Source organism: Streptomyces asiaticus (assembly GCF_018138715.1).
Taxonomy (GTDB): Bacteria; Actinomycetota; Actinomycetes; order Streptomycetales; family Streptomycetaceae; genus Streptomyces; species Streptomyces asiaticus.
The window spans coordinates 367,850-389,091 of the sequence record NZ_JAGSHX010000001.1 but is presented as its reverse complement, the minus strand read 5'-3'; the positions used below and the strand labels follow the sequence as shown (position 1 = coordinate 389,091).

21 protein-coding genes and 1 pseudogene are annotated in these 21,242 nt (G+C 70.7%); 14 read left to right on the top strand and 8 right to left on the bottom strand.

Annotated elements, in window-relative coordinates; translation table 11 throughout:
• Nucleotides 1–135: 135 nt before the first annotated feature.
• Complete coding sequence (locus KHP12_RS01235) at nt 136–1,167, bottom strand: DUF8189 domain-containing protein (protein WP_086881426.1); 1,032 nt, start codon at nt 1,165–1,167, stop codon at nt 136–138.
• A 336-nt stretch (nt 1,168–1,503) separates the two neighbouring features.
• Here KHP12_RS01235 and KHP12_RS01230 point away from each other — a divergent pair, with 336 nt between their 5' ends.
• From KHP12_RS01230 to KHP12_RS01185, 10 genes are all read left to right on the top strand, one after another.
• Entirely contained in the window at nt 1,504–2,589 is a 1,086-nt protein-coding gene (locus KHP12_RS01230; RefSeq protein ID WP_086881425.1) for a MerR family transcriptional regulator, read from the top strand.
• Between the two features lie 180 nt (nt 2,590–2,769).
• Nucleotides 2,770–4,746, top strand: coding sequence for a glycoside hydrolase family 127 protein (locus tag KHP12_RS01225; RefSeq protein WP_211831262.1), 1,977 nt, complete (start codon nt 2,770–2,772; stop codon nt 4,744–4,746).
• A gap of 142 nt (nt 4,747–4,888) precedes the next feature.
• A complete protein-coding gene (locus KHP12_RS01220) occupies nt 4,889–5,116 on the top strand; it encodes an SGM_3592 family protein (protein WP_086881764.1) in 228 nt (75 codons plus the stop codon).
• A gap of 130 nt (nt 5,117–5,246) precedes the next feature.
• Nucleotides 5,247–6,044, top strand: a complete 798-nt coding sequence (locus KHP12_RS01215) for an ABC transporter substrate-binding protein (RefSeq protein WP_086881763.1) — start codon at nt 5,247–5,249, stop codon at nt 6,042–6,044.
• A 41-nt stretch (nt 6,045–6,085) separates the two neighbouring features.
• On the top strand, nt 6,086–6,871 hold the full coding sequence (locus KHP12_RS01210) for an amino acid ABC transporter permease (RefSeq protein WP_086881762.1): 786 nt from the start codon (nt 6,086–6,088) through the stop codon (nt 6,869–6,871).
• Nucleotides 6,872–6,876: 5 nt separating this feature from the next.
• Nucleotides 6,877–7,713 carry an amino acid ABC transporter ATP-binding protein gene (locus KHP12_RS01205; RefSeq protein WP_086881769.1) on the top strand — a complete coding sequence of 279 codons (837 nt, stop codon included), beginning with the start codon at nt 6,877–6,879 and terminating at the stop codon, nt 7,711–7,713.
• A gap of 218 nt (nt 7,714–7,931) precedes the next feature.
• Nucleotides 7,932–8,975, top strand: coding sequence for a LacI family DNA-binding transcriptional regulator (locus KHP12_RS01200; RefSeq protein ID WP_086881761.1), 1,044 nt, complete (start codon nt 7,932–7,934; stop codon nt 8,973–8,975).
• A gap of 138 nt (nt 8,976–9,113) precedes the next feature.
• The gene (locus KHP12_RS01195) at nt 9,114–10,082 is read left to right on the top strand and encodes an acetylxylan esterase (protein ID WP_086881760.1); all 969 of its coding nucleotides are present in this window, start codon (nt 9,114–9,116) and stop codon (nt 10,080–10,082) included.
• A gap of 77 nt (nt 10,083–10,159) precedes the next feature.
• On the top strand, nt 10,160–11,335 hold the full coding sequence (locus tag KHP12_RS01190; protein ID WP_086881759.1) for a CaiB/BaiF CoA transferase family protein: 1,176 nt from the start codon (nt 10,160–10,162) through the stop codon (nt 11,333–11,335).
• Nucleotides 11,336–11,370: 35 nt separating this feature from the next.
• Entirely contained in the window at nt 11,371–12,105 is a 735-nt protein-coding gene (locus tag KHP12_RS01185; RefSeq protein ID WP_086881758.1) for a YqjF family protein, read from the top strand.
• Here the strand turns inward: KHP12_RS01185 and KHP12_RS01180 are convergent.
• The 6 genes from KHP12_RS01180 to KHP12_RS01155 all read right to left on the bottom strand — a co-directional run bounded on the left by KHP12_RS01180 (nt 12,057) and on the right by KHP12_RS01155 (nt 17,279).
• Entirely contained in the window at nt 12,057–12,647 is a 591-nt protein-coding gene (locus tag KHP12_RS01180; protein ID WP_086881757.1) for a hypothetical protein, read from the bottom strand. The genes KHP12_RS01185 and KHP12_RS01180 overlap by 49 nt on opposite strands.
• Before the next feature lie 64 nt (nt 12,648–12,711).
• Nucleotides 12,712–13,107 carry a hypothetical protein gene (locus tag KHP12_RS01175; protein WP_143677992.1) on the bottom strand — a complete coding sequence of 132 codons (396 nt, stop codon included), beginning with the start codon at nt 13,105–13,107 and terminating at the stop codon, nt 12,712–12,714.
• Nucleotides 13,108–13,462: 355 nt separating this feature from the next.
• Entirely contained in the window at nt 13,463–13,771 is a 309-nt protein-coding gene (locus KHP12_RS01170; protein WP_211831261.1) for a DUF4387 domain-containing protein, read from the bottom strand.
• Nucleotides 13,772–13,775: 4 nt separating this feature from the next.
• Nucleotides 13,776–15,137: an acyclic terpene utilization AtuA family protein gene (locus KHP12_RS01165; RefSeq protein WP_211831260.1), complete on the bottom strand. Its 1,362-nt coding sequence runs from the start codon at nt 15,135–15,137 to the stop codon at nt 13,776–13,778.
• Between the two features lie 35 nt (nt 15,138–15,172).
• Nucleotides 15,173–16,462: an MFS transporter gene (locus tag KHP12_RS01160; protein WP_211831259.1), complete on the bottom strand. Its 1,290-nt coding sequence runs from the start codon at nt 16,460–16,462 to the stop codon at nt 15,173–15,175.
• Between the two features lie 100 nt (nt 16,463–16,562).
• Entirely contained in the window at nt 16,563–17,279 is a 717-nt protein-coding gene (locus KHP12_RS01155; RefSeq protein WP_211831258.1) for a GntR family transcriptional regulator, read from the bottom strand.
• A 298-nt stretch (nt 17,280–17,577) separates the two neighbouring features.
• Here KHP12_RS01155 and KHP12_RS01150 point away from each other — a divergent pair, with 298 nt between their 5' ends.
• On the top strand, nt 17,578–18,180 hold the full coding sequence (locus KHP12_RS01150) for a DedA family protein (RefSeq protein ID WP_211831257.1): 603 nt from the start codon (nt 17,578–17,580) through the stop codon (nt 18,178–18,180).
• Between the two features lie 28 nt (nt 18,181–18,208).
• On the opposite strand, the pseudogene KHP12_RS53130 reads toward KHP12_RS01150, so the two are convergent.
• Nucleotides 18,209–18,379 (bottom strand): annotated as a pseudogene (locus tag KHP12_RS53130) (hypothetical protein); the annotation flags it as partial.
• 400 nt (nt 18,380–18,779) lie between these two features.
• On the opposite strand from KHP12_RS53130, the gene KHP12_RS01145 reads away from it, so the two are divergent.
• From KHP12_RS01145 to KHP12_RS01135, 3 genes are all read left to right on the top strand, one after another.
• A complete protein-coding gene (locus KHP12_RS01145) occupies nt 18,780–19,154 on the top strand; it encodes a hypothetical protein (RefSeq protein WP_086881752.1) in 375 nt (124 codons plus the stop codon).
• A complete protein-coding gene (locus KHP12_RS01140; RefSeq protein ID WP_086881751.1) occupies nt 19,151–19,960 on the top strand; it encodes a DUF427 domain-containing protein in 810 nt (269 codons plus the stop codon). Before KHP12_RS01145 ends, KHP12_RS01140 begins: the two co-directional genes overlap by 4 nt.
• 148 nt (nt 19,961–20,108) lie before the next feature.
• A complete protein-coding gene (locus KHP12_RS01135; protein WP_211831256.1) occupies nt 20,109–21,080 on the top strand; it encodes an arabinan endo-1,5-alpha-L-arabinosidase in 972 nt (323 codons plus the stop codon).
• The last annotated feature ends 162 nt before the right edge of the window (nt 21,081–21,242 follow it).

The window sequence follows — 21,242 nt, the reverse complement described above, 5'->3', positions numbered from 1 at the left end:
ATCCGAAGTGATCGAATTTGTTCGGAGATTAAGGGTTCTGATGACTTTCGACAGCCCCTGGAGAGGGTGCGAAAGTTTCGAAAACCGTGGAGCCCTGGAGGACGCGCGATGGAGTGGTGGGGGGAGGGGGGTGGATCAGACGAAGGTCTGGCGCTGAAGCCAGAGGTCCCTGGCGGTTCCGCTGCCCTGGATGAAGACGTAGAGCAGGTTCTCCTCGTTGAGGATGGGGACGCCGACGCCCGCGGAGCCGACGACCCCGCCCAGGGACTGGAAGCCGCTGTACGCCGTGCCGTTCTCCGTGTTCTGCACGGCGACCCACAGGGCGTTGTCGGTGGCCTTGATGAACACGTTGATCCGGCCGTCCTGGGCCAGGGCGCAGGTGGGCCGCCAGACGATCTGCGCACCGAGGCTCACGGGGGCGCCGAACGTGTCGTAGTCATCGCTCTGTCCGACCCGCCGGACGGACCCGTCGGAACCCCGGTAGAAGATCTGCACCCGGCCCGCCGCGTCCAGGCACACCGACGGGCGGCTGGTCACATTGGTGGCATTCTGCGAGAACATCTCCCAGACGGTGGAGTTCGCGATCTGCTGCTGGATGGTGTACAGGGTCTCGCCCGAGCCCTTGACCGCCACCACCAGCCGCCCTCCCCCGTCGAGAATGGGCGAAGGCGTGGCGAAGATGGCACCCCCGAGCGATGCCGCGGAGGTGTAGGTCTCGTACTGAAGGTCCTGATTGCGGATGTACCACAGGGCGTTGTCGGTGCCGGGGAAGAACACGTAGATGCGGCCGTCGGCGCCGAGCGCCGCGGCCGGGTCGTCCCCGATGCCGGTGACCAGGGTCTGGGGCGGTCCGTACCCGGAGTTGATGGAGGTCTGGGTGATGACCTCCAGATTGTTGCTCGGGGTGCGGTAGAAGACCCGGACCTTGCCGTCCTTGCCCCGGATCGGCGCCGGGACGCCGTCGACGGACACGCCCGGGTACTGCTGCCACGGCCCCCAAGTGCCGTCGCGGGCCTCCACCCTGCTCCACAGGACGTTCGACCCGCCCCGGATGAAGACCTGCACCCGGTCGTCGGCGAACGTGACCGGGGCGGGCTCGGAGTGAATGCCGCCCTGGAGATTGATCCAGGTGCCCCAGACGGTGCCGGGAGTGGTGGAAACGACCATGAGAGGACCTCCCTCTTCTCATGAGGCCTCGTGAGACCTCGTGAGGCCACGAGAATCGCGGATACCCCGTCAATTCCCGGGGCAAGCATGGCGAATACCCGAAGAACGCAAGATGTATGGATATGACCGACTCATTGTCATGAGAGGTCGCTATCGGACAGGACACGCTCGCTTGCTTCGGGAATTCGTCGTACGGGAGGAGCGATACTGATCGCGAGCCCGGCGGCACCCATCGTCCCTTCGCCACTTCGCCACTTCGCCAGTTGACCTTCCCCCTTGGGGAAGCCCGAGCATCGTGGTCGCCGGGCGAGGTGCCCGGCGACGAGGAGGGCGAGCATGGGGCTGCTGACCATCGGTGCGTTCGCGAGGGCGTCGCGGCTGTCCCCCAAGGCGCTCCGCCTGTACGACGAGCTCGGGCTGCTGCCGCCCGCCCGCGTCGATCCGTACTCCGGCTACCGCCTCTACGATCCGGCCCAGCTGGAGCGGGCCCGTCTGGTGGCGTGGCTGAGGCGGCTCGGCATGCCGCTGGCCGACATCCGGGCGGTGTGCGAGCTGGCGCCGGAGGCGGCGGCGCGGGAGGTGCGCGCGTACTGGGCGCGGGTCGAGGCCGACACCGCCGCCCGGAGGGACCTGGCCGCCTTCCTCGTCGACCATCTGTCCGGGAAGGGCACCACGATGTCTTCCGACCACACCACCCTGGGGATCCGCTACGCCGCGCTCTCCGACACCGGCTCGGTCCGGGAGAGCAATGACGACGCCGGTTACGCCGGTCCGCGCCTGCTCGCCGTGGCCGACGGATTCGGGGGCGGACGGCACGCCGGCGAGGCGGCGATCGAGGCGCTGAAACCGCTGGACGCGGGCGTCCCCGGCGGGGAGCTGCTCAGCGCTCTCGAAGAGGCGGCGCACCGGGCCCGGGAGTCGGTCTCCGCGCTGGCCGCCTCCGACCCCGCGCTGCGGGATGTCGGCACGACGCTCACCGCGATGGTGTGGTCGGGCTCCCGTCTCGGCCTGGTCCACATCGGCGACTCGCGCGCCTATCTGCTGCGGGACGGTGAGCTCTTCCAGATCACCCATGACCACACGGTGGTCCAGTCGCTGATCGACGAGGGGCGGATCACCCCTGAGGAGGCCGCCTCGCACCCGCAGCGGGCGCTGCTGCTGCGCGCCGTGGGCGGCGGTTCGGCGTTCGAACCGGACTTCGCCCTGCGGGACGCCCGCGCCGGGGACCGCTGTCTGCTGTGCTCGGACGGGCTGACGGGGGTCGTGCCCACCGAGGAGATCCAGCGCGTGCTCGCCTCGGAGGACGATCCGGGCCGGGCCGTACGGGAGCTGGTCGCCCTCGCCAACCGCGCGGGCGGGCCCGACAACGTCACCTGTGTGGTGGCGCATGTGGCCGAGCGGACGGCGCTGACCTCGGCGTAAGCCGCCGCCCCGGCCGTCTCGCCCGCCCGCCGATTCCGGTTGTTGAACGTTGATGAATGGTGTGCGCAAGGTCTTGTCGGCCGGAAGAACGCCTCCATATGCTCACGGCGGAAACCGGTTTCCCCTCCTGCGTGACCGGGAGACGGGCATGGCCGGCGGCGCGGCGTAAGGGGTGGGCGGATGTCCGCAGGTCCGATCCGGCTCTCCCGGGAAGCGCGCACCGCGCTCCGCCCGGCCACCGCGGCGCGGATCACCGGCGGCTTCTGGGCCGCCAGACGCCGCGTCAACGCCGAAGTGAGCGTTCCCCAGGGGCCGGACCGGCTGGAGCGGGCGGGCAATCTCGCCAACCTCCGGGCCGCCGCGGGAGCGGCGCCGGAGGAGTCCGGCTTCCGGGGCGACTTCCCGTTCCAGGACTCCGATGTGCACAAGTGGCTGGAGGCGGCGTCCTGGCAGCTGGCCGACGGCGGCGAGGGACCGGCCGAGGAGGAGCTGTCCCGGCAGGTGGAACGGCTGGCCGGGCTGGTCGCGGCCGCCCAGGCCGAGGACGGCTATCTCCAGACGTACTACCAACTGGGCCCGGACGCCCGGCGGTGGGCGGATCCGCACTGGGGGCACGAGCTCTACTGCGCGGGCCATCTCCTCCAGGCCGCGGTCGCCCACCACCGGGCCACCGGCCGGGACGGGCTGCTCGATGCGGCGGTGCGGTACGCCGATCTCATCGACGCCACGTTCGGACCCGGCAAGGACGAGACGGTGTGCGGACATCCGGAGATCGAGACCGCGCTGGTCGAGCTGTACCGGGAGACCGGTGAACGGCGCTATCTCGATCTGGCCGGGTACTTCGTGAACCGGCGCGGGCGGGGCAGCCTCGGCGACGGCCCGCCGGAGGGCTCGCCCGGCCCCCGCCCCGGGGCGCCCTACTGGCAGGACCACGTCCCGGTGCGGGAGGCGACGGCGGTCGCCGGGCACGCGGTGCGCCAGCTGTACCTCCTGGCCGGGGCCGCCGATGTGGCGGCGGAGACCGGCGACGAGGGGCTGCGGGACGCCCTGGTGCGGCTCTGGGAGGACATGGCCGCGACAAAGACCTATCTGACCGGCGGGGTCGGCTCCCGGCACGAGCTGGAGTCCTTCGGGGACGCGTACGAGCTGCCGCCGGACCGGGCGTACGCCGAGACCTGCGCGGCCATCGCCGCCATCCACTTCGGCTGGCGGATGGCGCTGCTGACCGGTGAGGCCCGCTACAGCGATCTGGTGGAGCGCACCCTGTTCAACGGCTTCGCGTCGGGGGTGTCGATCGACGGTGAGCGCTGGCTCTATGTGAACCCGCTGCGGGTCCGCCACGACGATGAGAACCGTAAGGCCGCCACCGGCGACCGGAGCGCCCACCGGACGCCGTGGTTCCGGTGTGCCTGCTGCCCGCCCAACGTCATGCGGCTGCTGGCCTCGCTGCCGCACTACATGGCGAGCGGCGACGCCGAGGGGCTCCAGCTGCACCAGTACGCGTCCGGCTCGTACGAGGCGGGCGGCGGGGCGGTGCGGGTGGGGACCGGCTACCCCTGGGAGGGGCGGATCGCGGTGGTCGTGGACACGGCCCCGCCGGAGCGGGACTGGACGCTGTCGCTGCGCATCCCGCACTGGGCGCGGACGTACGAGGCGACGATCGGCGGGGAGCCGGTGGCCGAGCGGGCCGAGAACGGCTGGCTGCGGCTGCGGCGGCGCTGGCGGCCCGGTGCGACGGTCGTGCTGAGCCTGCCCCTGGACCCCCGGCTCACCCGGCCCGATCCGCGGATCGACGGGGTGCGGGGCTGTGCCGCGATCGAGCGCGGCCCGCTGGTGTACTGCCTGGAGCAGCCCGATCAGCCCGCCGGGCTGCGGCTGGACGACATCAGCCTCGACCCGGATGCCGCGCTGATCCCCGAGCACCGGCCGGAGCTGCTGGGCCGGGTGACCGTGATCACCGCCCTGGCCCTGCCCCACGCCCCGGCGCGCGACGGCTGGTGGCCGTACCGGAGCGGCGGTACGGGTCCCGGCGGGGCCACGGGCGGCGCGAAGGCCCCCGAGCCGGTCCCGGTGACCGCGATCCCGTACTACGCGTGGGCGAACCGCGAGCCCGGCGCGATGCGGGTGTGGATCCCGGTCCAGGACCAGCCCGGCTGACGGTCCGGGCACCGCCCAGCTGATCCCCGCCGACCTGGGCCCGGACACCCTGGACAGCCGGAACTCGGCGGACACCCCACGCGTTCATCCCTCGAGGAAAACGCTCCTGTGCCCGAGCGGCACCGGCCGACGGGAGGTGCCCGTGAGCACCGGATCCACACCCCGAGGGGACGACGCCGACGACTGGGACGACGTCGTCCTCGACGCGGACTTCATACGGGACGCCGAGGTCACCGAGCCCGCCGCGCGCACCCGGATGCTGACCGCGCGCTGGCGGCGCGGCGCGCCCGAGCCCCAGCCCTGGCGGGCGGACGAGCCGCCGGCCGGCTGGTTCTGGAGCAAGCGCCGCAAGCGGCGCCGGCGGCGCTGACCTCGCCTCTTCGTTATCCGGTCGCAATTGCACGCGTAAAGACACCGCGCCACTTCCGGTGGGAGGATGCGGCCCGACTCACTGATCACGAGATCCGTGGGCATTCGCCGACCCTGCCCCCGGAGGTGCCGTGTCCGCTCGCTCCGCGTTGCCGCCCGTCATAGCCATCGCCGCCGTGTCCGCCCTGCTGGCCGGGTGCACCAGCACCAAGTCGTCGGGGTCCGGCGGCAAGGACATCAGCCTGGTGAATTCCGGGAAGCTCACGACCTGCACCCATCTGCCCTACCCGCCCTTCCAGTCCAAGCAGGGCAAGAAGATCGTGGGCTTCGATGTGGACGTGGTCGATCTCGTGGCCTCCGCGCTCCATGTGAAGCAGGAGATCGTGGACACGCCCTTCGAGGGCATCCAGTCCGGGGAGGACCTCAACACCAACCAGTGCGACGTGGCCGCCGCCGGGATGACCATCACCGAGGTGCGCGAGAAGAACCTGGACTTCTCCGCCCCCTATTTCGAGGCCACCCAGGCGCTGCTCACCGCCAAGGGCAAGCCGTTCACGTCCCTCGCCGACCTCAAGGGCAAGAAGCTCGCGGTCCAGCAGGGGACCACCGGTGAGGCTTACGCCCAGAAGCATGCCAAGGGCGCGAAGCTGGTCCAGTTCGAGGACCTCGCACTGCTGCTGACCGCCGTCAAGACCGGGCAGACCGACGCGGGCATCAACGACAACGGTGTGCTCTACGACTACGTCAAGGACAACCCCGACACCGCGGTGGCGGCCGAGTTCGACACCGGCGAGAGTTACGGCATCGCCGTGCGGACCGGCAATGACGCACTGCGTAAGAAGATCAACACGGTGCTGAAGGACGCCCGGGCGGACGGCTCCTACGACCGTATCTACAAGAAGTGGTTCGGCACCGCGCCCAAGAAGTGACGCCCGCTGACGGCCATCGGAGCTGAGGAGTCCGCACACTTATGGCAATGACCCGCCGGCAGCGGGTGCGGGCGATACGGGCGGTGCAGTACGCCGTGCTGATCGCCCTGCTACTCGCCATCGTCCTGGCCGCGGACTGGGGTGAACTGCGGCGCGCGTTCTTCGACGCCGAGGTCGCCCGGTCCCTGTTTCCCGACATCATCACCACCGCCCTGGTCAACACCGTCGTCTACACCCTGCTCGGCTTCGGCTTCGGCCTGGTCCTCGGCGTGGTGCTGGCGCTGATGCGGCTCTCGCAGGTGCCGCCGTACCGCTGGCTGGCGGTGGCCTACATCGAGTTCTTCCGCGGGGTGCCCGCACTGCTGGTGTTCATCGCGCTGGGCTTCGGGGTGCCGCTCGCCTTCCAGGTGGCGCTGGACCGGTATGTCACGGTCATGCTGGCGCTGGGGCTCGTCGGCGCCGCCTATATCGCGGAGACGATGCGCGCGGGCATCCAGGCGGTGCCCAAGGGGCAGATGGAGGCGGCGCGTTCGCTGGGCATGTCCCACAGCCGGGCGATGGCCTCGATCATCATCCCGCAGGCGTTCCGGATCGTCCTGCCGCCGCTCACCAATGAACTGGTGCTGCTGACCAAGGACTCCTCCCTGGTCTATCTGCTGGGGCTCTCCCTGGACCAGTACGAGCTGTCCAAGTTCGGCCGGGACGCGCTGAATCAGCACCGCAGCCTCACCCCGATCCTGGTCGCCGGGGTGTGCTACCTGATCATCACCGTTCCGCTCGGCCACCTGGTGCGCCGGCTCGAGGCCCGTGCGGCGAAGGCGAGGTGACGGGCGTGAAGGAGACGACCGGGGCGAAGGGGACCGGCGAGGCGGACGGCATCGCCATCCGGGTGGCGGGTCTGCACAAGTCCTTCGATGAGCTGGAGGTGCTCAAGGGCATCGATCTCACCGTCCGCCGGGGCGAGGTGGTCTGTGTCATCGGCCCGTCCGGATCCGGCAAGTCGACGCTGCTGCGCTGTGTGAACCTCCTGGAGGAGCCGACCTCGGGCTCGGTCACCGTGGCGGGGACCGAGGTCACCGACCCGGATGTGGACATTGACCGAGTGCGGCGGCGGATCGGCATGGTGTTCCAGGCGTTCAACCTCTTTCCGCATCTGACGGCCCTGGAGAACCTCACCATCGCCCAGCGCCGGGTGCTGCGCCGCGACAAGGCGGAGGCGGCGCGGATCGGCCGGGAGACCCTGCGGCGGGTCGGCCTGAGCGACAAGGAGTCGGCCTATCCGGCGCAGTTGTCGGGTGGGCAGCAGCAGCGGGTGGCCATCGCCCGGGCGCTGTCGATGGACCCGGAGCTGATGCTCTTCGACGAGCCGACGTCGGCGCTCGATCCGGAGCTGGTCGGCGATGTGCTCGCGGTGATGCGCGCCCTGGCCGACGAGGGGATGACGATGCTGGTCGTCACCCATGAGATGAGCTTCGCGCGGGAGGTCGCCGACCGGGTCGTGTTCATGGACGACGGGGTGATCGTGGAGGAGGGCGGACCGGAGCAGGTCGTGTCCGATCCGGTCCACCCCCGTACCCGCGCCTTTCTCACCCGGGTGCTCAACCCGGCCGCGGCGCGGGTCGGGGAGGTGCCGGACACGGGCCCGCACGGAGCGCGGATCGACCGCTGAGCCGCGGGCGGGCGGGGGTCCGTGTGGCCGACGCGTCGACGGCTCCCGGGACCGCGTGAAAAGCGGGCAACCTTGTCGCGGGCGGCGGCGACAAGGAGTCGGGGGCCTGCCACCTCGACGACCGGGGTCTTCCCGGCGACTTGAGGCGGCCTTAGGGTTGGTAACCGGTTGCTGCCCGGTCAGGGGTTCCACGTGGGCGGTCGGAGAAGGGAGTCTCAATGGCTCGTTCCTCGGGATCGACGGGGCCCACGCTGGCGGTCGTCGCCCGTGAGGCGGGTGTGTCGGTGCCGACCGCGTCGAAGGTGGTCAACGGCCGGGAGGACGTGGCCCCCGAGACCCGCCGCCGGGTCACCGAGGTGCTGGACCGCCTGGGGTACATCCGCAGGCCGCGCTGCGAGGCGCCCAGACCGACCGCGATCGTCGACCTGGTGGTGCACTCACTCGACAGCGCCTGGTCGGGGGCGGTGCTGCACGGCGCGGCGGAGGCCGCGCACGAGGCGGGCCTCGAGGTGGTGGTCTCGGTCGCGGCCACCCGAAGTCGGGGCGGCCGGCTCGAGTACGGCTGGCCGGAGAAGCTGTACGCCCGGGGCAGCTCCGGTGTGCTGTTCCATCTCGTCGAGCTCGCCCCCGCCCAGTACTCCTGGCTCGACGAGCGGCGGATCCCGTTTGTGCTGATCGACCCCGCGAGCGATCCGCCGCCCGGGGTGCCGTCCGTGGCGGCCGCCAACTGGCAGGGCGGGATGGCCGCCACCGAGCACCTCATCGGTCTTGGCCACCGCCGGATCGCGGTGCTCGGCGGTCCGGGGCGGGCGGTGCGCGACGGCGGCCGGGTCGCCGGTTACCGTTCGGCGATGGCGGCGGCCGGGTTGCCGGTGCCGTCGGCGTACGTCCGCTACGGCGAGATCAGCGAGGCCGGGGCGCGCCACCGGACGGGTGAGCTGCTGGCTCTGCCCGAGCCGCCCACGGCCGTCTTCGTCTGCTCCGACCAGATGGTGCCGGGTGTGTACCAGGCGGTCAGGGGGCGGGGGCTGAGGGTGCCGCGGGACATCAGTGTCGTGGGCTTCGACGATCTGCCGCAGGCCCGCTGGATCACGCCCGCGCTGACGACGGTCCGTCAGCCGCTGTCGGAGATGGCGGGCGCGGCGCTGCGCACGCTGCTGCGGCTGATGACCGGCGAGGTGCCGGAGGCCATCCGGACCGAGCTGTCCACCCGGCTCATGGTCCGGTCCAGTACCGCTCCGCCACTCCGCGCTCCCTTATGACCGAGGGGTCGAACACTGCACGGATGACCGGACGAGCCCGTATCCCCCGTCCCCGCCCTCACCCCTGGCCCGACTCCTCGACCGGCTCCTGACCGCGCACCCCTTCACCGCACCGATCGCTACGGAGGTCCGCCCACCGTGTTCATCGACCTGCCCCTGGAGCAGCTGCGCACCTACCGGCCCCCGCTGCCCGAGCCGGACGGCTTCGACGCCTTCTGGGAGCGGACCCTCGCCGAGGCCCGCACCCGCGAGCTGAACGCGGTGTTCACCGAGGAGGACACCGGACTGACCCGTGTGCACACCTACGACGTGGAGTTCTCCGGCTTCGGCGGGCACCGGATACGCGGCTGGCTGCTGGCCCCGCGGGACGTGGCGGGCCCGCTGCCGTGCGTGGTGCAGTACCTCGGCTACAGCGGCGGCCGGGGGCTGCCGCACAACTGGCTGCTGTGGCCGTCGGTGGGCTACGCGGTCTTCGTGATGGACACCCGGGGCCAGGGCTGGGTCCAGCACTCCCCCGGCGTCACCCCCGATCCGGTCGGCGGCACCGGGCCCGAGACACCGGGCAAGATGACCCATGGCGTCCTCTCCCCGGACGACTACTACTACCGTCGGCTGTACACGGACGCGGTGCGCGCGGTGGAGGCCGCCCGTGAGCATCCGCTGGTGGACCCCGCGCGGATCGTGGTCAGCGGGGGCAGCCAGGGCGGTGCGCTGGCCCTGGCGGCGGCCGGGCTGGTGCCGGATCTGACGGCGGCGCTGGTGGATGTGCCGTTCATGACCCACATCCGCCGAGCGGTCGAGATCACCGACGCGGAACCCTATGGTGAACTGGCGCGGTTCTGCGCCGGACAGCGCGAGCTGGCCGAGCGGGTGTTCGCCACGCTCGACCACTTCGACGGGCTCAACTTCGCGGTCCGCGCCAACGCGCCGGCGCTGTTCTCGACCGCCCTGCGCGATGAGACCACCCCGACCTCCTGCGGCTTCGCCGCCTATCACCACTACGCCGGGAGGAAGGACCTCAAGGTGTGGCCCTTCAACGGCCACGAGGGCGGCGGCACCCATCAGCAGGCCGAGCAGATCGCCTATCTGCGGAGGCTGCTGGGCTGAGCCGGACGTGCCGGGCGGCGTTCGGTCGCCGCCCGGCACCGGGTAGACACGTGCTACCCGCATCGAAGGAGCCGCCCGTGCCCGCGCAGCCGCTGGAAGGCATCACCGTCGTCGCCCTGGAGCAGGCCGTCGCCGCCCCGTTCGCCACCCGCCAGCTCGCCGATCTGGGGGCCAGGGTCATCAAGGTGGAGCGGCCGGGGCGCGGGGACTTCGCCCGCGAGTACGACCGCGAGGTCAAGGGCGTGTCGGCGTATTTCGTCTGGGTCAACCGCGGCAAGGAGAGCGTCGTCCTCGACGTCAAGGACGCCACCGACCGGGCACTCCTCGAGGCGATGCTCGCCCGTGCCGATGTCTTCGTGCACAATCTTGCGCCCGGCGCGGTGGACCGGCTGGGCCTGGGGGCGGAGACGCTGCGGGCCGCCCACCCCCGCCTGATCACCTGCGCGATCTCGGGATACGGGGACAGCGGCCCGTACCGCGAGAAGAAGGCGTACGACCTGCTGATCCAGTGCGAGGCGGGGCTGCTGTCGATCACCGGCAGCCCGGAGGCCCCGGCCCGGCCCGGGATCTCGATCGCCGATATCGCGGGCGGGATGTACGCCTACACCGGCATTCTCACCGCGCTGTACGAGCGGGAGCGCACCGGCGCCGGGACCGATCTGAGCGTGAGCCTGCTCGACGCGCTGGGCGAGTGGATGGGCCACCCCTTCTTCGCCCAGGCGTACGGCGGCGCCGGAGTCGTCCGCAGCGGCGCCCGCCATCCGTCCATCTCGCCGTACGGCGCCTACCGCTGCGGGGACGGCGCCCAGGTGTTCCTGAGTGTGCAGAGCGACCGTGAATGGGTGGCCCTGTGCGAGCGGGTGCTCCACCGCCCGGAGCTGATCCGCGATCCGCGCTTCGCGGACAATCCGCTGCGCCGCACCCATGACGAGGAGCTGACGGCCGAGCTGGAGGCGTGCTTCGCGGACCACACCGCCGAGGGGCTGATCGCGCTGCTGGACGGGGCCGGTATCGCCAACGCCCGGCTGCGCGACCTCGCGGAGTTCGCCGCCCACCCCCAGTTCGACGCCCGCGACCGCTGGGGCGAGTTCGGCTCCCCGGTCGGACCGCTGCGGGGCCTGCTGCCACCGGTGGAGGTGGCGGGCCGCAGGGCGCCGATGCGAGCGGTGCCGGGGCTGGGCGAGCACACGGAGGCGGTGCGCGCCGAGTTCTCCGAACCGGTCCCCCGCCCCGGGAATCCGGGACCCGCCTGATGGGTGGCTCGACCTCCTGTGCTAGGACGCCGGCCATGGAGATCGAGCCGATCACCCTGTCCACGCCACGGCCCGTGCGACGGCCGACACTGGTCCAGCGCTGGGATGAACTCACCTTCCTGCACTGGCCGGTGGAGCCGGAGCGCGTGGCCCCGCTGCTGCCCGCCGGAACGCGCCCCGACACCCTCGACGGTGTCACCTATGTCGGGCTGGTCCCGTTCCTGATGCGCGGCGTGGGCTTCGGGCCGGGGCCCGGCCTGCCGTATCTGGGCACGTTCTGCGAGACGAACGTGCGGCTGTACTCGGTGGACGGGCAGGGCCGGCGCGGTGTGGTGTTCCGGTCCCTGGACGCGGCCCGGCTGCTCCCCGTGCTGGTGGGCCGGCTCACCGTCCGGCTGCCCTATCGGTGGTCCACGATGCGGCTGCGGCGTGAGAACGACGTGATCACCTACAGCTGCGGCCTGCGCGGGCGCCCGGCGGCCCGGGGCCGCACGAGCCGGGCCGTGGTGAGGATAGGCGGGGCCATCGCGGAGCCCACACGGCTGGAGCGCTTCCTGACCGCCCGGTGGGGTCTGCACGTCTCCTGGCACGGCCGCACGGTGCATCTGCCGAACGACCACGCACCGTGGCCGCTGCACCGGGCCGAACTGCTCGATCTCGACGACGGCCTGATCACCACCGCGGGTCTGCCGCCCATGACGGGCCCGCCGGTGAGTGTGCTCTACTCCCCCGGGGTCGCCGTGCGCTTCGGGACCCCGCACCGCGCATGAGCCCGGGAAGTGGGACGACGGTGGAAGATGGGCTGTCCCGGTACCGGAACGGTCAGCTTTCCGTTTCCCGCGGCCCAGCGCGGCTTGTGATCCTGGTCGGAGACCACCAGGTTGCCGTCCTGCCGCATGGTCAGACTCCTGGCCCCGGCCGCCACGGACTCTCCGGCGGCCGGCTCAAACGTGGCCTGTATGAAGGCGGACACGGTCTGCTTCCGCAACCACCGCTCGGCGGTGTCCCAGTCCCAGTGGTTCTCCCGCACCAGCACGCGCCAGGACGACAGGCCGAGGCAGTACCAGAGAACATCCGTCGCGCCCGCTGCGTCGCGCCCCTCCCGCAGCGCCCAGCGCGGCGATCCGGTCGGCGGTGCGAAGCGCAGCAGCTCGGCGGCGTGCGCGTCGACCGAGGCCGCGTCGAGGAGGATCTCAACGACGTCCGCGTGGTTTTCGCTGTCGCGGCGGATGCCCTCGACGGCGTACATGACGACGTCGAGGGCATCGTCGGCCGCCGCGATCCGCGCCAGGGCATGTGCCGACCGTAGCAAGGGCGCAGGCAGGGATCGATCCCAGCCGCTGCGCGGCGGCGGGTCGGCCGCCGGTACCGTGACGTCAGCCGACGGAAAGACCCAGATTGGTCACGTACCAGCGACCTTCCACGACGCCGGCCTCGATCCTGATACCGACCTGGTCCTTCTCCACTCCGGTGGAGTGCGACAGGACGATGGCCTTCAAGGTCCGACCGTCCACGGTGATCTGCTCACCGTCGACTGTCGCCTTCTTGCCCGTGACCGGCACCTCGGCGACCTTCACCGTCGGGGGATTCTTCGGCTGGTCGGGCGTGAACGAGGTGTGCATGCGATGGATTTGTGCCTTGATCTGTTGTGCCTCCGGCCCCTTGCCTCCGCACCTCGCCTCGGTGCCGGGCTTCGCGGGAGACCCGTCGCCGGCCGGTGTCGCCATGACCAGGCAGGCCTCCTTGGGACGGTCCTCGACGACCGCGGTCACCCACGTGGCCACCGCCCCCTGCGCCGTGGACTGATCGCCGGACTGCCCCTTCGGGGACGGAGTGGCACTGGCGGTCGAGGCGGGGCCCTTCGTGCCCTTCGTACTCTTCGTGTCCTCTGCCTTCGTCGAGTCCGCCGAACACCCCACGAGGGCCGACCCCGCGGCCATCACACATATGCCGACGATCCAGCCGACGGCATTCTTCTTCGACCTGGTCATTCCCATGTGCTCACGCTTCCTCAGTGGTTCCTCATCGTCCGGCTTCCCCGGAGGGAATCACGTGCCTTCCCAGAGGCGGCCGGGAGGCCCAGCCTCCCGGTACCCCTGCCAAGGGAGTGATCATTCCGCATGATGTCTAGGCGATTTCCATGTCCATGAGTGGCGCGTACTGCTGGCCGGCGTAGCAGTCGGTGTCGTGCGGGCCGCCCTGGACGGTGGGCCGGGGCAGGGAGACCTTGACGGCGAGGGCCAGGGGGTGGTGGACGAGGAGGATCTGGTCGGGGGTGGTGCCGTAAAGGGTGGCGAAGAGGTTCTTGTTGAGGAAGCCGGTGGCGATGAGGGCGTCGTAGGCGGTCCGGTCGTGGCACATGAAGTCGAGGGTGAGGGTGAAGGGGCCGGCGTTCTTCGAGCGGATCAGGGAGCAGTAGTCGAGAAGGGTGGTCATGGGGTCACAGCTCCTCGGTGACGGTGCGGAACAGTTCGGTGGGCGTGACGCCGGTGGCGACGTGGTTGAGGGTGAAGCGGTACAGAGCTCCGCGGTCCATCTCGGGTGGGGAGTAGGGGTAGGCGAGGGTGGAGACCAGGCCGTCGTACTCGGCGATGGGCAGGTGGCTGCTGGCGTGGGCGACGAAGGTGGCGATGGCGTGGGCGGTCTCCTGGTCGGGTGCGGTGACCGTGATCAGGACGCCGAGTTCGCGTGGGGTGAGCGGATCGGGTTCGCTGCCGGTGAGGACGGCTCCGGCACCGTAGAGGCGGTAGTCGATGTCGATGTCGGCGGGGTCGACCTCGCCGTTGAAGACGTCGAGGATCTTGGCGTCGAAGTACCGCCCGGCCGTCGGCAGGAGCTTGGGGAGGGCGTCGATGACGACGCGGTCGCGTACGCCGCCGATGATGACGGTCTGGTAGCCGACGAGTTCGGCGCCCTCGAGCTTGTTGGTGTAGTCGTCGGCGGGGAGGTAGCGGGCGCCGCGGACGCGGACGGTCCGTTCATCGACCGGCTCGTAGGTTGCCTCGGTGGTGTCCAGCACGCCCGAGGGTTCGGCGACGTGATAGGGGTCGGCGTTTTCGTACAGGGTGTGGGCGGCGACCGACCGGGGGGTCAGCCGGGTGCCGGCGGCCAGTGTGGTGACGTCGAAGTGGTCGTCCCGCAGGGTGGCGAGCAGGCCGTTGGCGGACGGCGGGATGGCACAGGCGGCGCCGCACTCGATGGTCTTGGCCATGTGCCAGGTCAGGCCCGGGTCGGCACCTCGCATCTGGGGCAGCGCCGCGAACAGGGCGGTGTCGCTGGCTCGGCCGGCGAGGATGACGTCGCAGCCCTTCCGGAGGGCTTCCTGGAGGGGTTCGACGCCCATCATCGCGACGGTGTGGCCGCGTTCGAACAGTTCCCGGTCGATCTCCGGCGCGTTCGCCAGGGGCTGGATCCGGCCCGTGTCGTAGAGGTCCTTCAGGCGCCGGGCGGGCTGGTCGGCGTAGATCAGGCCGAGCTTGAAGTGCAGGTGCTCTTCCGTGGCGATGGCGCGGGTGAGGGAGGCGACCTGGTCGACTCCCGCGTCGCGGCCGGAGGTGCCGCAGGAGCCGATGATCAGCGGCACGCCGAGTTGGTACCGGGCCGTCAGGAGCAGTCGCAGATCGCGGGTGACCGCCTGGGCGGACAGCTTCGGGATGCCCGAGCCGAGGGCGGCGGGGCCGGAATCGGTGGAGCCGGCGTCGCAGGCGATCACGTCCGGGCGGGCGGCGAGGCCGCGCGCGAGCGCGTCGGCGTCGAACCCGGCACCGAGCGCGCCGGTGGGGGCCAGGATACGGAGTTCCATCAGGGTGGTGCCTTTCATCGCGTCCGGAGGGGGCCTCAGGCGGTGACGCGGTCAGGGGCGCGTCGAGCCAGGCGGGTGAAGACGAGGAAGGTGACGCCGGCGGCGACGGCGGCGTTGAGGAACATGCAGCGCCAGCCGGTCAGGTCGACCGTGGTGCCGAGGATGGCCGGGCCCAGCGCCATGCCGGACGCGGAGGCGATGGTGTAGAGGGCGGTGTAGGTGCCCAGCACCTTCCGCGTCGGCGCGAGATTCCACAGCGCGACCAGCGCGTTGACCGCGAATGACGCGTACCCGAGAGAGGAGAGCACCATCGCGGTGACCGTGCCCGGGGTGGTGGGGACGGCGAAGCCGACCAGGACTCCGGCGATGAACAGGACGACGCCGTAGCGCACCGCGCGCAGCTGTCCGAGCCGGTTGGAGGCGTAGGCGATCGGCAGCACCGACACCAGGAACGCGACCGCGCCCGGCAGAACGAGGCCGCCGGCCGCACCGCGGGTCAGGCCGAGAACCTGCGTACCGTAGGGGGTCATCAGCGAGCGCAGCGCCGACCACATGCCGGCGAAACAGAAGATGCCGATCATCAGCAGCAGTGTCGGGCTGGACGGAGAACGCAGCGCGTCCCTCAGCACCGCCCACGGAGAGCCGAACTCCCGCACGTCCTCGGCCTCCTCCTCGTCGGGGAGGAGTGCGTCGGTGTGGCGGCGGCCGAGAAGGGCCCAGGACAGCCCGAGCACGATCAGCATCAGCAACGGGGGGATCGCGAAGGCGAGATGAAGGGACCGGTCGACGACCAGGAGGCTGATCACGGAAGAGACGACGATGGTCAGGCTGACACCGGCCTTGATGAAGCCCTGAGCCTTGCCGCGGGCGGACGGCGCGACATAGTCCGTCACCAAGGTCTCGGTGACGCCCTTGAAGGCGTTGGCGACCGCGGCGAAGCCGACCACGCACACCATCAGCGCCGGCAGGTTTGTCGCCCAGGGGATGAGAACGAACGGCACGGTGGCGAGCGCGGCGCCGACCAGGACGATCGGCCACCGGCCGGTGCGGCGGCGGGCGAGCTTGTCGGAGAGGAACCCGACGGACGGCTGGGTGACGATGCCCCAGGAGTGGTCCAGGCCCATGATCAGCCCGATCACGCCCGCGGAGGAGAAGTAGTGCCGCAACTGCTCGGGGACCTGGGCGTCGTAGAAGTTCCAGACCGCTTCCTGAGCGAACACCGCGAGGGTCACCCAGAGCACCGCACCGCGGTTCATGTGCTCGCCCACCGCCGGGCGGGACGATGTCATGGCCGTGTTGGAGGCGGGCGGGGAATCAAGCGTCATGGGGTAGTGACTCCTACGCAATATGCTATAGCAAGCGGGAGGTGAAAGAGGATCGCCGCTCGACGTGTCCCGTACGTCGAGGAGGCAGACGGATCGAAGGTCAGCCGCCGGACAACTGGGCGAGGGCGGCGCGGTGATGCCGCGCGGCAAGCTCCTCGGCGCGGTCCTCATCCCGTTCGAGGAGAGCGTCCAGCAACTCGCGATGCTCGTGATAGCGGGCGCGGAACGCCTCGGCATGCTCGGGAGCGAGCCTCATCGTCAGGTCCAGCCGCTCCTCGTCGCTGAAGGCCCGGGCCTGATCCAGCAGGCCCTCCAGGACGGGGTTGCCCGCGCACGCCTCCACCTGACGGTGAAACAGGCGCAGCTCACGGAAGACGGCCGCGAGCCCGTCGCTCACATCGGCTTCCACACCCTGCCCGGCGACAGTCCTCTCGATCCCGGCGACGATCTGGTCGGTCCTGGCGAGCAGTGAAACCAGGCCGGTGAGCTGCTCCGCGGTGGCGTTGCGGGCGGCGAGGCGCGCCATGAGGGCGGACAGGCGGACCTCGGCCTCCACGATCTCGGAGCGGGCCGCCGAGGAGTGGTCGGCGATCCGCAGGGCACGCGGCCCCACCCTTTCGACGACCTTCTCGTGCACCAGCTGCCGCAGCGCCTCCCGGACCGGGGTCGGGCTGACCCCGAGGCGGGCGGCCAGATCGCGTTCGGTGATCTTCTCACCCGGCCGCAGCACACCCCCGCGGATCGCGTCCCGAAGCCGACGGTATGCCTGGTCGGCCAGCGACGTGGTCTCGACGGAACCCAGGGCGTCAACGCTCATACCGAGGAGAGTACTTCTGCTATAGCAAACAGTCAATGTGGCCAACTCCTGCCACCACGGCGGGCGGCAGCCCAACACGGCACGGCCGCACGGCGCGACTGCCGAACGACCACGGACCGTGTGTGCCTGGATGGCCCGGCACCCGGCTGATCTGCGGTTTCCCGCAGGGTCAGCGCTGCGGAGAACACCACCGGGTCGGGCGGCAATCCTCATGTCCTCGCTGGTCCGCGGTTTCTAGATTGGCAGGCGTCGGGGCGGGAGGCGCCCCGGCGCCGGACCGCCATGTTGGAGACCACGCATGCACTTGATGACCCTGGCCCTGCCCCAGGAGCCCTCGGACGGCATCGCCGGCTGGGCCGCGGACCTCGTGGACGCGATGGGCGGTCCGGGAGCCGGTCTGGCCATCGCGCTGGAGAACCTCTTCCCGCCGCTGCCCAGCGAGGTGATCCTGCCCCTGACCGGGTTCGCGGCCGGTCAGGGTGTGATCAGCCTGGCCTCGGCGCTGTTCTGGACCACACTCGGCTCGGTGGTGGGCGCGCTGGTGCTGTACGGGATCGGCATGCTCGTCGGCCGTCGGCGCATGCACGCCATCTGGGCGAAGCTGCCGCTGGTGAAGACGTCCGATCTGGACCGTACGGGGCAATGGTTCGAGAGGCACGGCACCAAGGCGGTGTTCATCGGCCGCATGGTGCCGATCTTCCGTAGCCTCATCTCCATTCCGGCCGGGGTCGAGCGCATGCCGCTGCCGGTGCTCGGTGGCGTCCACACCCTCCTCCGGATCCATCGCGGTCAGGAGCCGTTCCTCGCTGCGATGGCGGTCGGCGGCCGACTTGACGAGCCGGCCGGCCTCCATAAGCATGCGTTCTATCTCTCCGCTGAAGACTCCGCCGTTCGTTCTTAAGATCACTTTCATTGTTCCCGATGTTGGCGATGATGGTGTAGCCGAGGGATTCGATCTCCGCCCGCTTCGCTGTCTTGTACTCGGCCGGGTCGCCGAGGACGTCACCCAGTGACCGCTGGATGTCGAGGACGATCGCCTGCTTCTGTCCCCCGCCGTTCTGGATGCGCTGCTGGATGTAGAGAAGCGCCTGGTCGATCACCTTGTCGACATCGCTCTTCCACGTCTCGTAGTCGACGGCCGCGGCGGCGCTGGGGGCCCGGTCGCCGTGGTACGCGCCCGATCCGTCTCGAGGGCCTGGGCGTCCACCGTCCCCGCCAGCCCCAGCAGAGCCGCCGTGGCGACAACCACACCTGCCCGCGCCTTCCGTAAGCCCGCTCTCATGGTCACTTCCTCCGCTCGGTCAGCCGTGGCCCGGCGGCCACGATTCGGCTCGAAGCCAAGGCCGCCACCGACGCTTCGGCGAGCCCCTGGCCACAACCGGAGCGAGGTGCTCTGACCGCACAAGGGAGCCGCGAACGCAACCGCTCCCTTCTCGCCGGACCGGCCGAAATCATGGCAAGTAGCTGCCACCGGGCATGAGCCGTGGAGGTTGGATTAGAGTGGAAAATGTCATCGCGCGGATGTCCGTCAAGGTCGACGAACGGATCGAAGCCATGGCCAGAGCGACCAAGACAGCCCCTCCCACCAGCGCATCCTCCCGGGCGCCGGCTCCGGCCACCAAGCGGACGCGCGGCCCCCGCGCCGCGGCCGAGGTCGTGTGCGCGCGCCATTCGGTGACCGTCCAGTTCGATGGGCGGCGGGTGGAGCTGCCCTCGCAGGAGCAGCTCTGCTTCCTCGCCGGGCTCGGCGTCATCGCCGCCGTCGGGATCATCGACTGGCCGGTGGCGGCGGCCATAGCGGTGGGGCACGGACTGGCCCACAGCCAGCACGGGAAGGCGCTGCGCGAGTTCGGAGAGGCCCTGGAAGAGGCATGACGGAGTACCCGCCGGACACACCGGACTACCCCGCGATGATCGTTCCGGTCGGGCATGTGGAGCCCGTACCCCGCCGCATCCGTGGCTTCGTGGCCGGCCGTCCCGTCTTCGACACCGTGCGGGCGCGCTATGTGTGGCTCTGGCCGGGCTATCCGCAGTACTGCGTGCCCCGCGACGACATCGTCGAGGGGGCGCTCGTCGACGAGGGCCGGAGCATGGCGCTGAAGGTCGGCGGGGCGCGCCGTCAGAGCCTCCGGATGGGCTCGCTCACCCGCCCGGGCGCGGCCTGGGAATGGGGCGAGGACGCGCCCTCCGGCATCGTCGGCCAGGTCACCTTCCGCTGGGAGGCCATCGACGCCTGGTTCGAGGAGGACGAGCAGGTGTTCGTCCACCCCAGGAGCCCGTACACCCGCGTCGACGCGCTCAGGTCCGGCCGTGCCGTGCGCGTCGAGCTGGACGGCGCCGTGCTCGCCGACGCCCCGAGCTCGGTGATGGTGCTGGAGACGGGGCTCCCGACGCGCTACTACCTGGACCGGGTGTATCTGGACTGGACGCGCATGGAGCCCACCCAGACCGTCACCAGCTGTCCGTACAAGGGCATGACGAGCGGCTACTGGTCCGTCCGGACCGACACCGCCACCCACCCGGATCTCGCCTGGACCTATGACTTCCCGACCCGCCAGGTGTCCCCCATCGCGGGGCTGGTGGCGTTCTACAACGAGAAGGTCGACCTCTACCTGGACGGCCGGCCGCTTCCCCGGCCCGCCCCGGTCACCAGGGCGGACTGGGAGAAGGAACACCGATAGACGGAAAGGCGGAAAGCGCTTCCTCGCGCGGAAGGGCCCTGGGCCCCGGCCCAGGGCCCATGTGCGCGCCCCGCGACTAGAATTGACTCTCCGTCAGTTCCCCTCGCGGAACGCGCGCCCACCCCAGGTCCACGAGAGGAGAACCGCCATGAAAGCGCACCGCGGCACCAGATGGCTCCCGCTGCCCACCGCACTCCTCCTCGCCCTGCTCCCCACCAGCGCCTCCGCGTACCCCAACCCCGGCCGGGTGACGGGCGACACCGTCGTCCACGACCCGTCGATGGTCCGCGCCGCCGACGGCACCTATCTGCTCTACTCCACCCACGGCGGTCTGGAGGCCCGCACCTCCACCGACCGGATCGCCTTCAGCCGCTCGGGCAGCGCCTTCACCACCCCGCCCGCCTGGTGGCGGACGTACTCCGCCGACAACGACCCCTGGGCGCCGGACATCTCGTACCAGGGTGGCGGCTATCTGATGTACTACGCCGTCTCGTCCTTCGGCTCCAGCAACTCCGCCATCGGCCTCGCCACCTCCCCCAGCGGCAGGGCCGGGACCTGGACCGACCGCGGCATCGTGCACTCCACCACCGGCTCCAGCGACTACAACGCCATCGACCCCAACCTCTTCGTCGACGGCGACGGAACGTGGTGGCTGTCGTTCGGCTCATGGTGGTCGGTGCTGAAGATGATCCGCCTGGACCCGGCCACCGGCAAGCAGTACACGGGCGACAGGACGGTCTACGCCATCGCCTCCCGGCCCACCGGCACCAAGGCGATCGAGGGCCCGTCGGTCGTCAAGCGCAACGGCTACTACTACCTGTTCGCGTCGTACGACACCTGCTGCGCGGGCACCGGCTCCACGTACAAGATCAAGGTCGGCCGCGCCACCAGCCCCACCGGTCCGTACTACGACAAGAGCGGGGTGAACATGATGAACAACGGCGGCACCCCGGTCCTCGAGTCCCACGGCCGCTACATCGGCCCCGGCGGGCAGTCGGTGATGAGCGACGTCGACGGCGATCTGCTCGTCTACCACTACTACGACGGCCAGGACAACGGCACCCCGAAGCTGGGCGTCAACCTGCTGAGCTGGTCCGGCGGCTGGCCGACCGCGTACTGACCGCCGCATGGCCCGGCGGTCGCCTAGGGTCGGAGCATGTTGCTCGAACATCGTGGCAAGCGGCCCGTGGTCCCGGAATCGGCCGAGCGCGGCACCTCGATGCGCACGATCATGTCCCGGCAGGCCGCGTCTACGGGGCCCACCGGGACGACCGCCCCCTGG

Coding starts and splice junctions, on each gene's coding strand:
- KHP12_RS01235 (WP_086881426.1), bottom strand. CDS start 1,167: ATGGTCGTTTCCACCACTCCCGGCACCGTCTGGGGCACCTGGATCAAT.
- KHP12_RS01230 (WP_086881425.1), top strand. CDS start 1,504: ATGGGGCTGCTGACCATCGGTGCGTTCGCGAGGGCGTCGCGGCTGTCC.
- KHP12_RS01225 (WP_211831262.1), top strand. CDS start 2,770: ATGTCCGCAGGTCCGATCCGGCTCTCCCGGGAAGCGCGCACCGCGCTC.
- KHP12_RS01210 (WP_086881762.1), top strand. CDS start 6,086: ATGGCAATGACCCGCCGGCAGCGGGTGCGGGCGATACGGGCGGTGCAG.
- KHP12_RS01200 (WP_086881761.1), top strand. CDS start 7,932: ATGGCTCGTTCCTCGGGATCGACGGGGCCCACGCTGGCGGTCGTCGCC.
- KHP12_RS01185 (WP_086881758.1), top strand. CDS start 11,371: ATGGAGATCGAGCCGATCACCCTGTCCACGCCACGGCCCGTGCGACGG.
- KHP12_RS01170 (WP_211831261.1), bottom strand. CDS start 13,771: ATGACCACCCTTCTCGACTACTGCTCCCTGATCCGCTCGAAGAACGCC.
- KHP12_RS01165 (WP_211831260.1), bottom strand. CDS start 15,137: ATGGAACTCCGTATCCTGGCCCCCACCGGCGCGCTCGGTGCCGGGTTC.
- KHP12_RS01160 (WP_211831259.1), bottom strand. CDS start 16,462: ATGACGCTTGATTCCCCGCCCGCCTCCAACACGGCCATGACATCGTCC.
- KHP12_RS01155 (WP_211831258.1), bottom strand. CDS start 17,279: ATGAGCGTTGACGCCCTGGGTTCCGTCGAGACCACGTCGCTGGCCGAC.
- KHP12_RS01150 (WP_211831257.1), top strand. CDS start 17,578: ATGCACTTGATGACCCTGGCCCTGCCCCAGGAGCCCTCGGACGGCATC.
- KHP12_RS01140 (WP_086881751.1), top strand. CDS start 19,151: ATGACGGAGTACCCGCCGGACACACCGGACTACCCCGCGATGATCGTT.
- KHP12_RS01135 (WP_211831256.1), top strand. CDS start 20,109: ATGAAAGCGCACCGCGGCACCAGATGGCTCCCGCTGCCCACCGCACTC.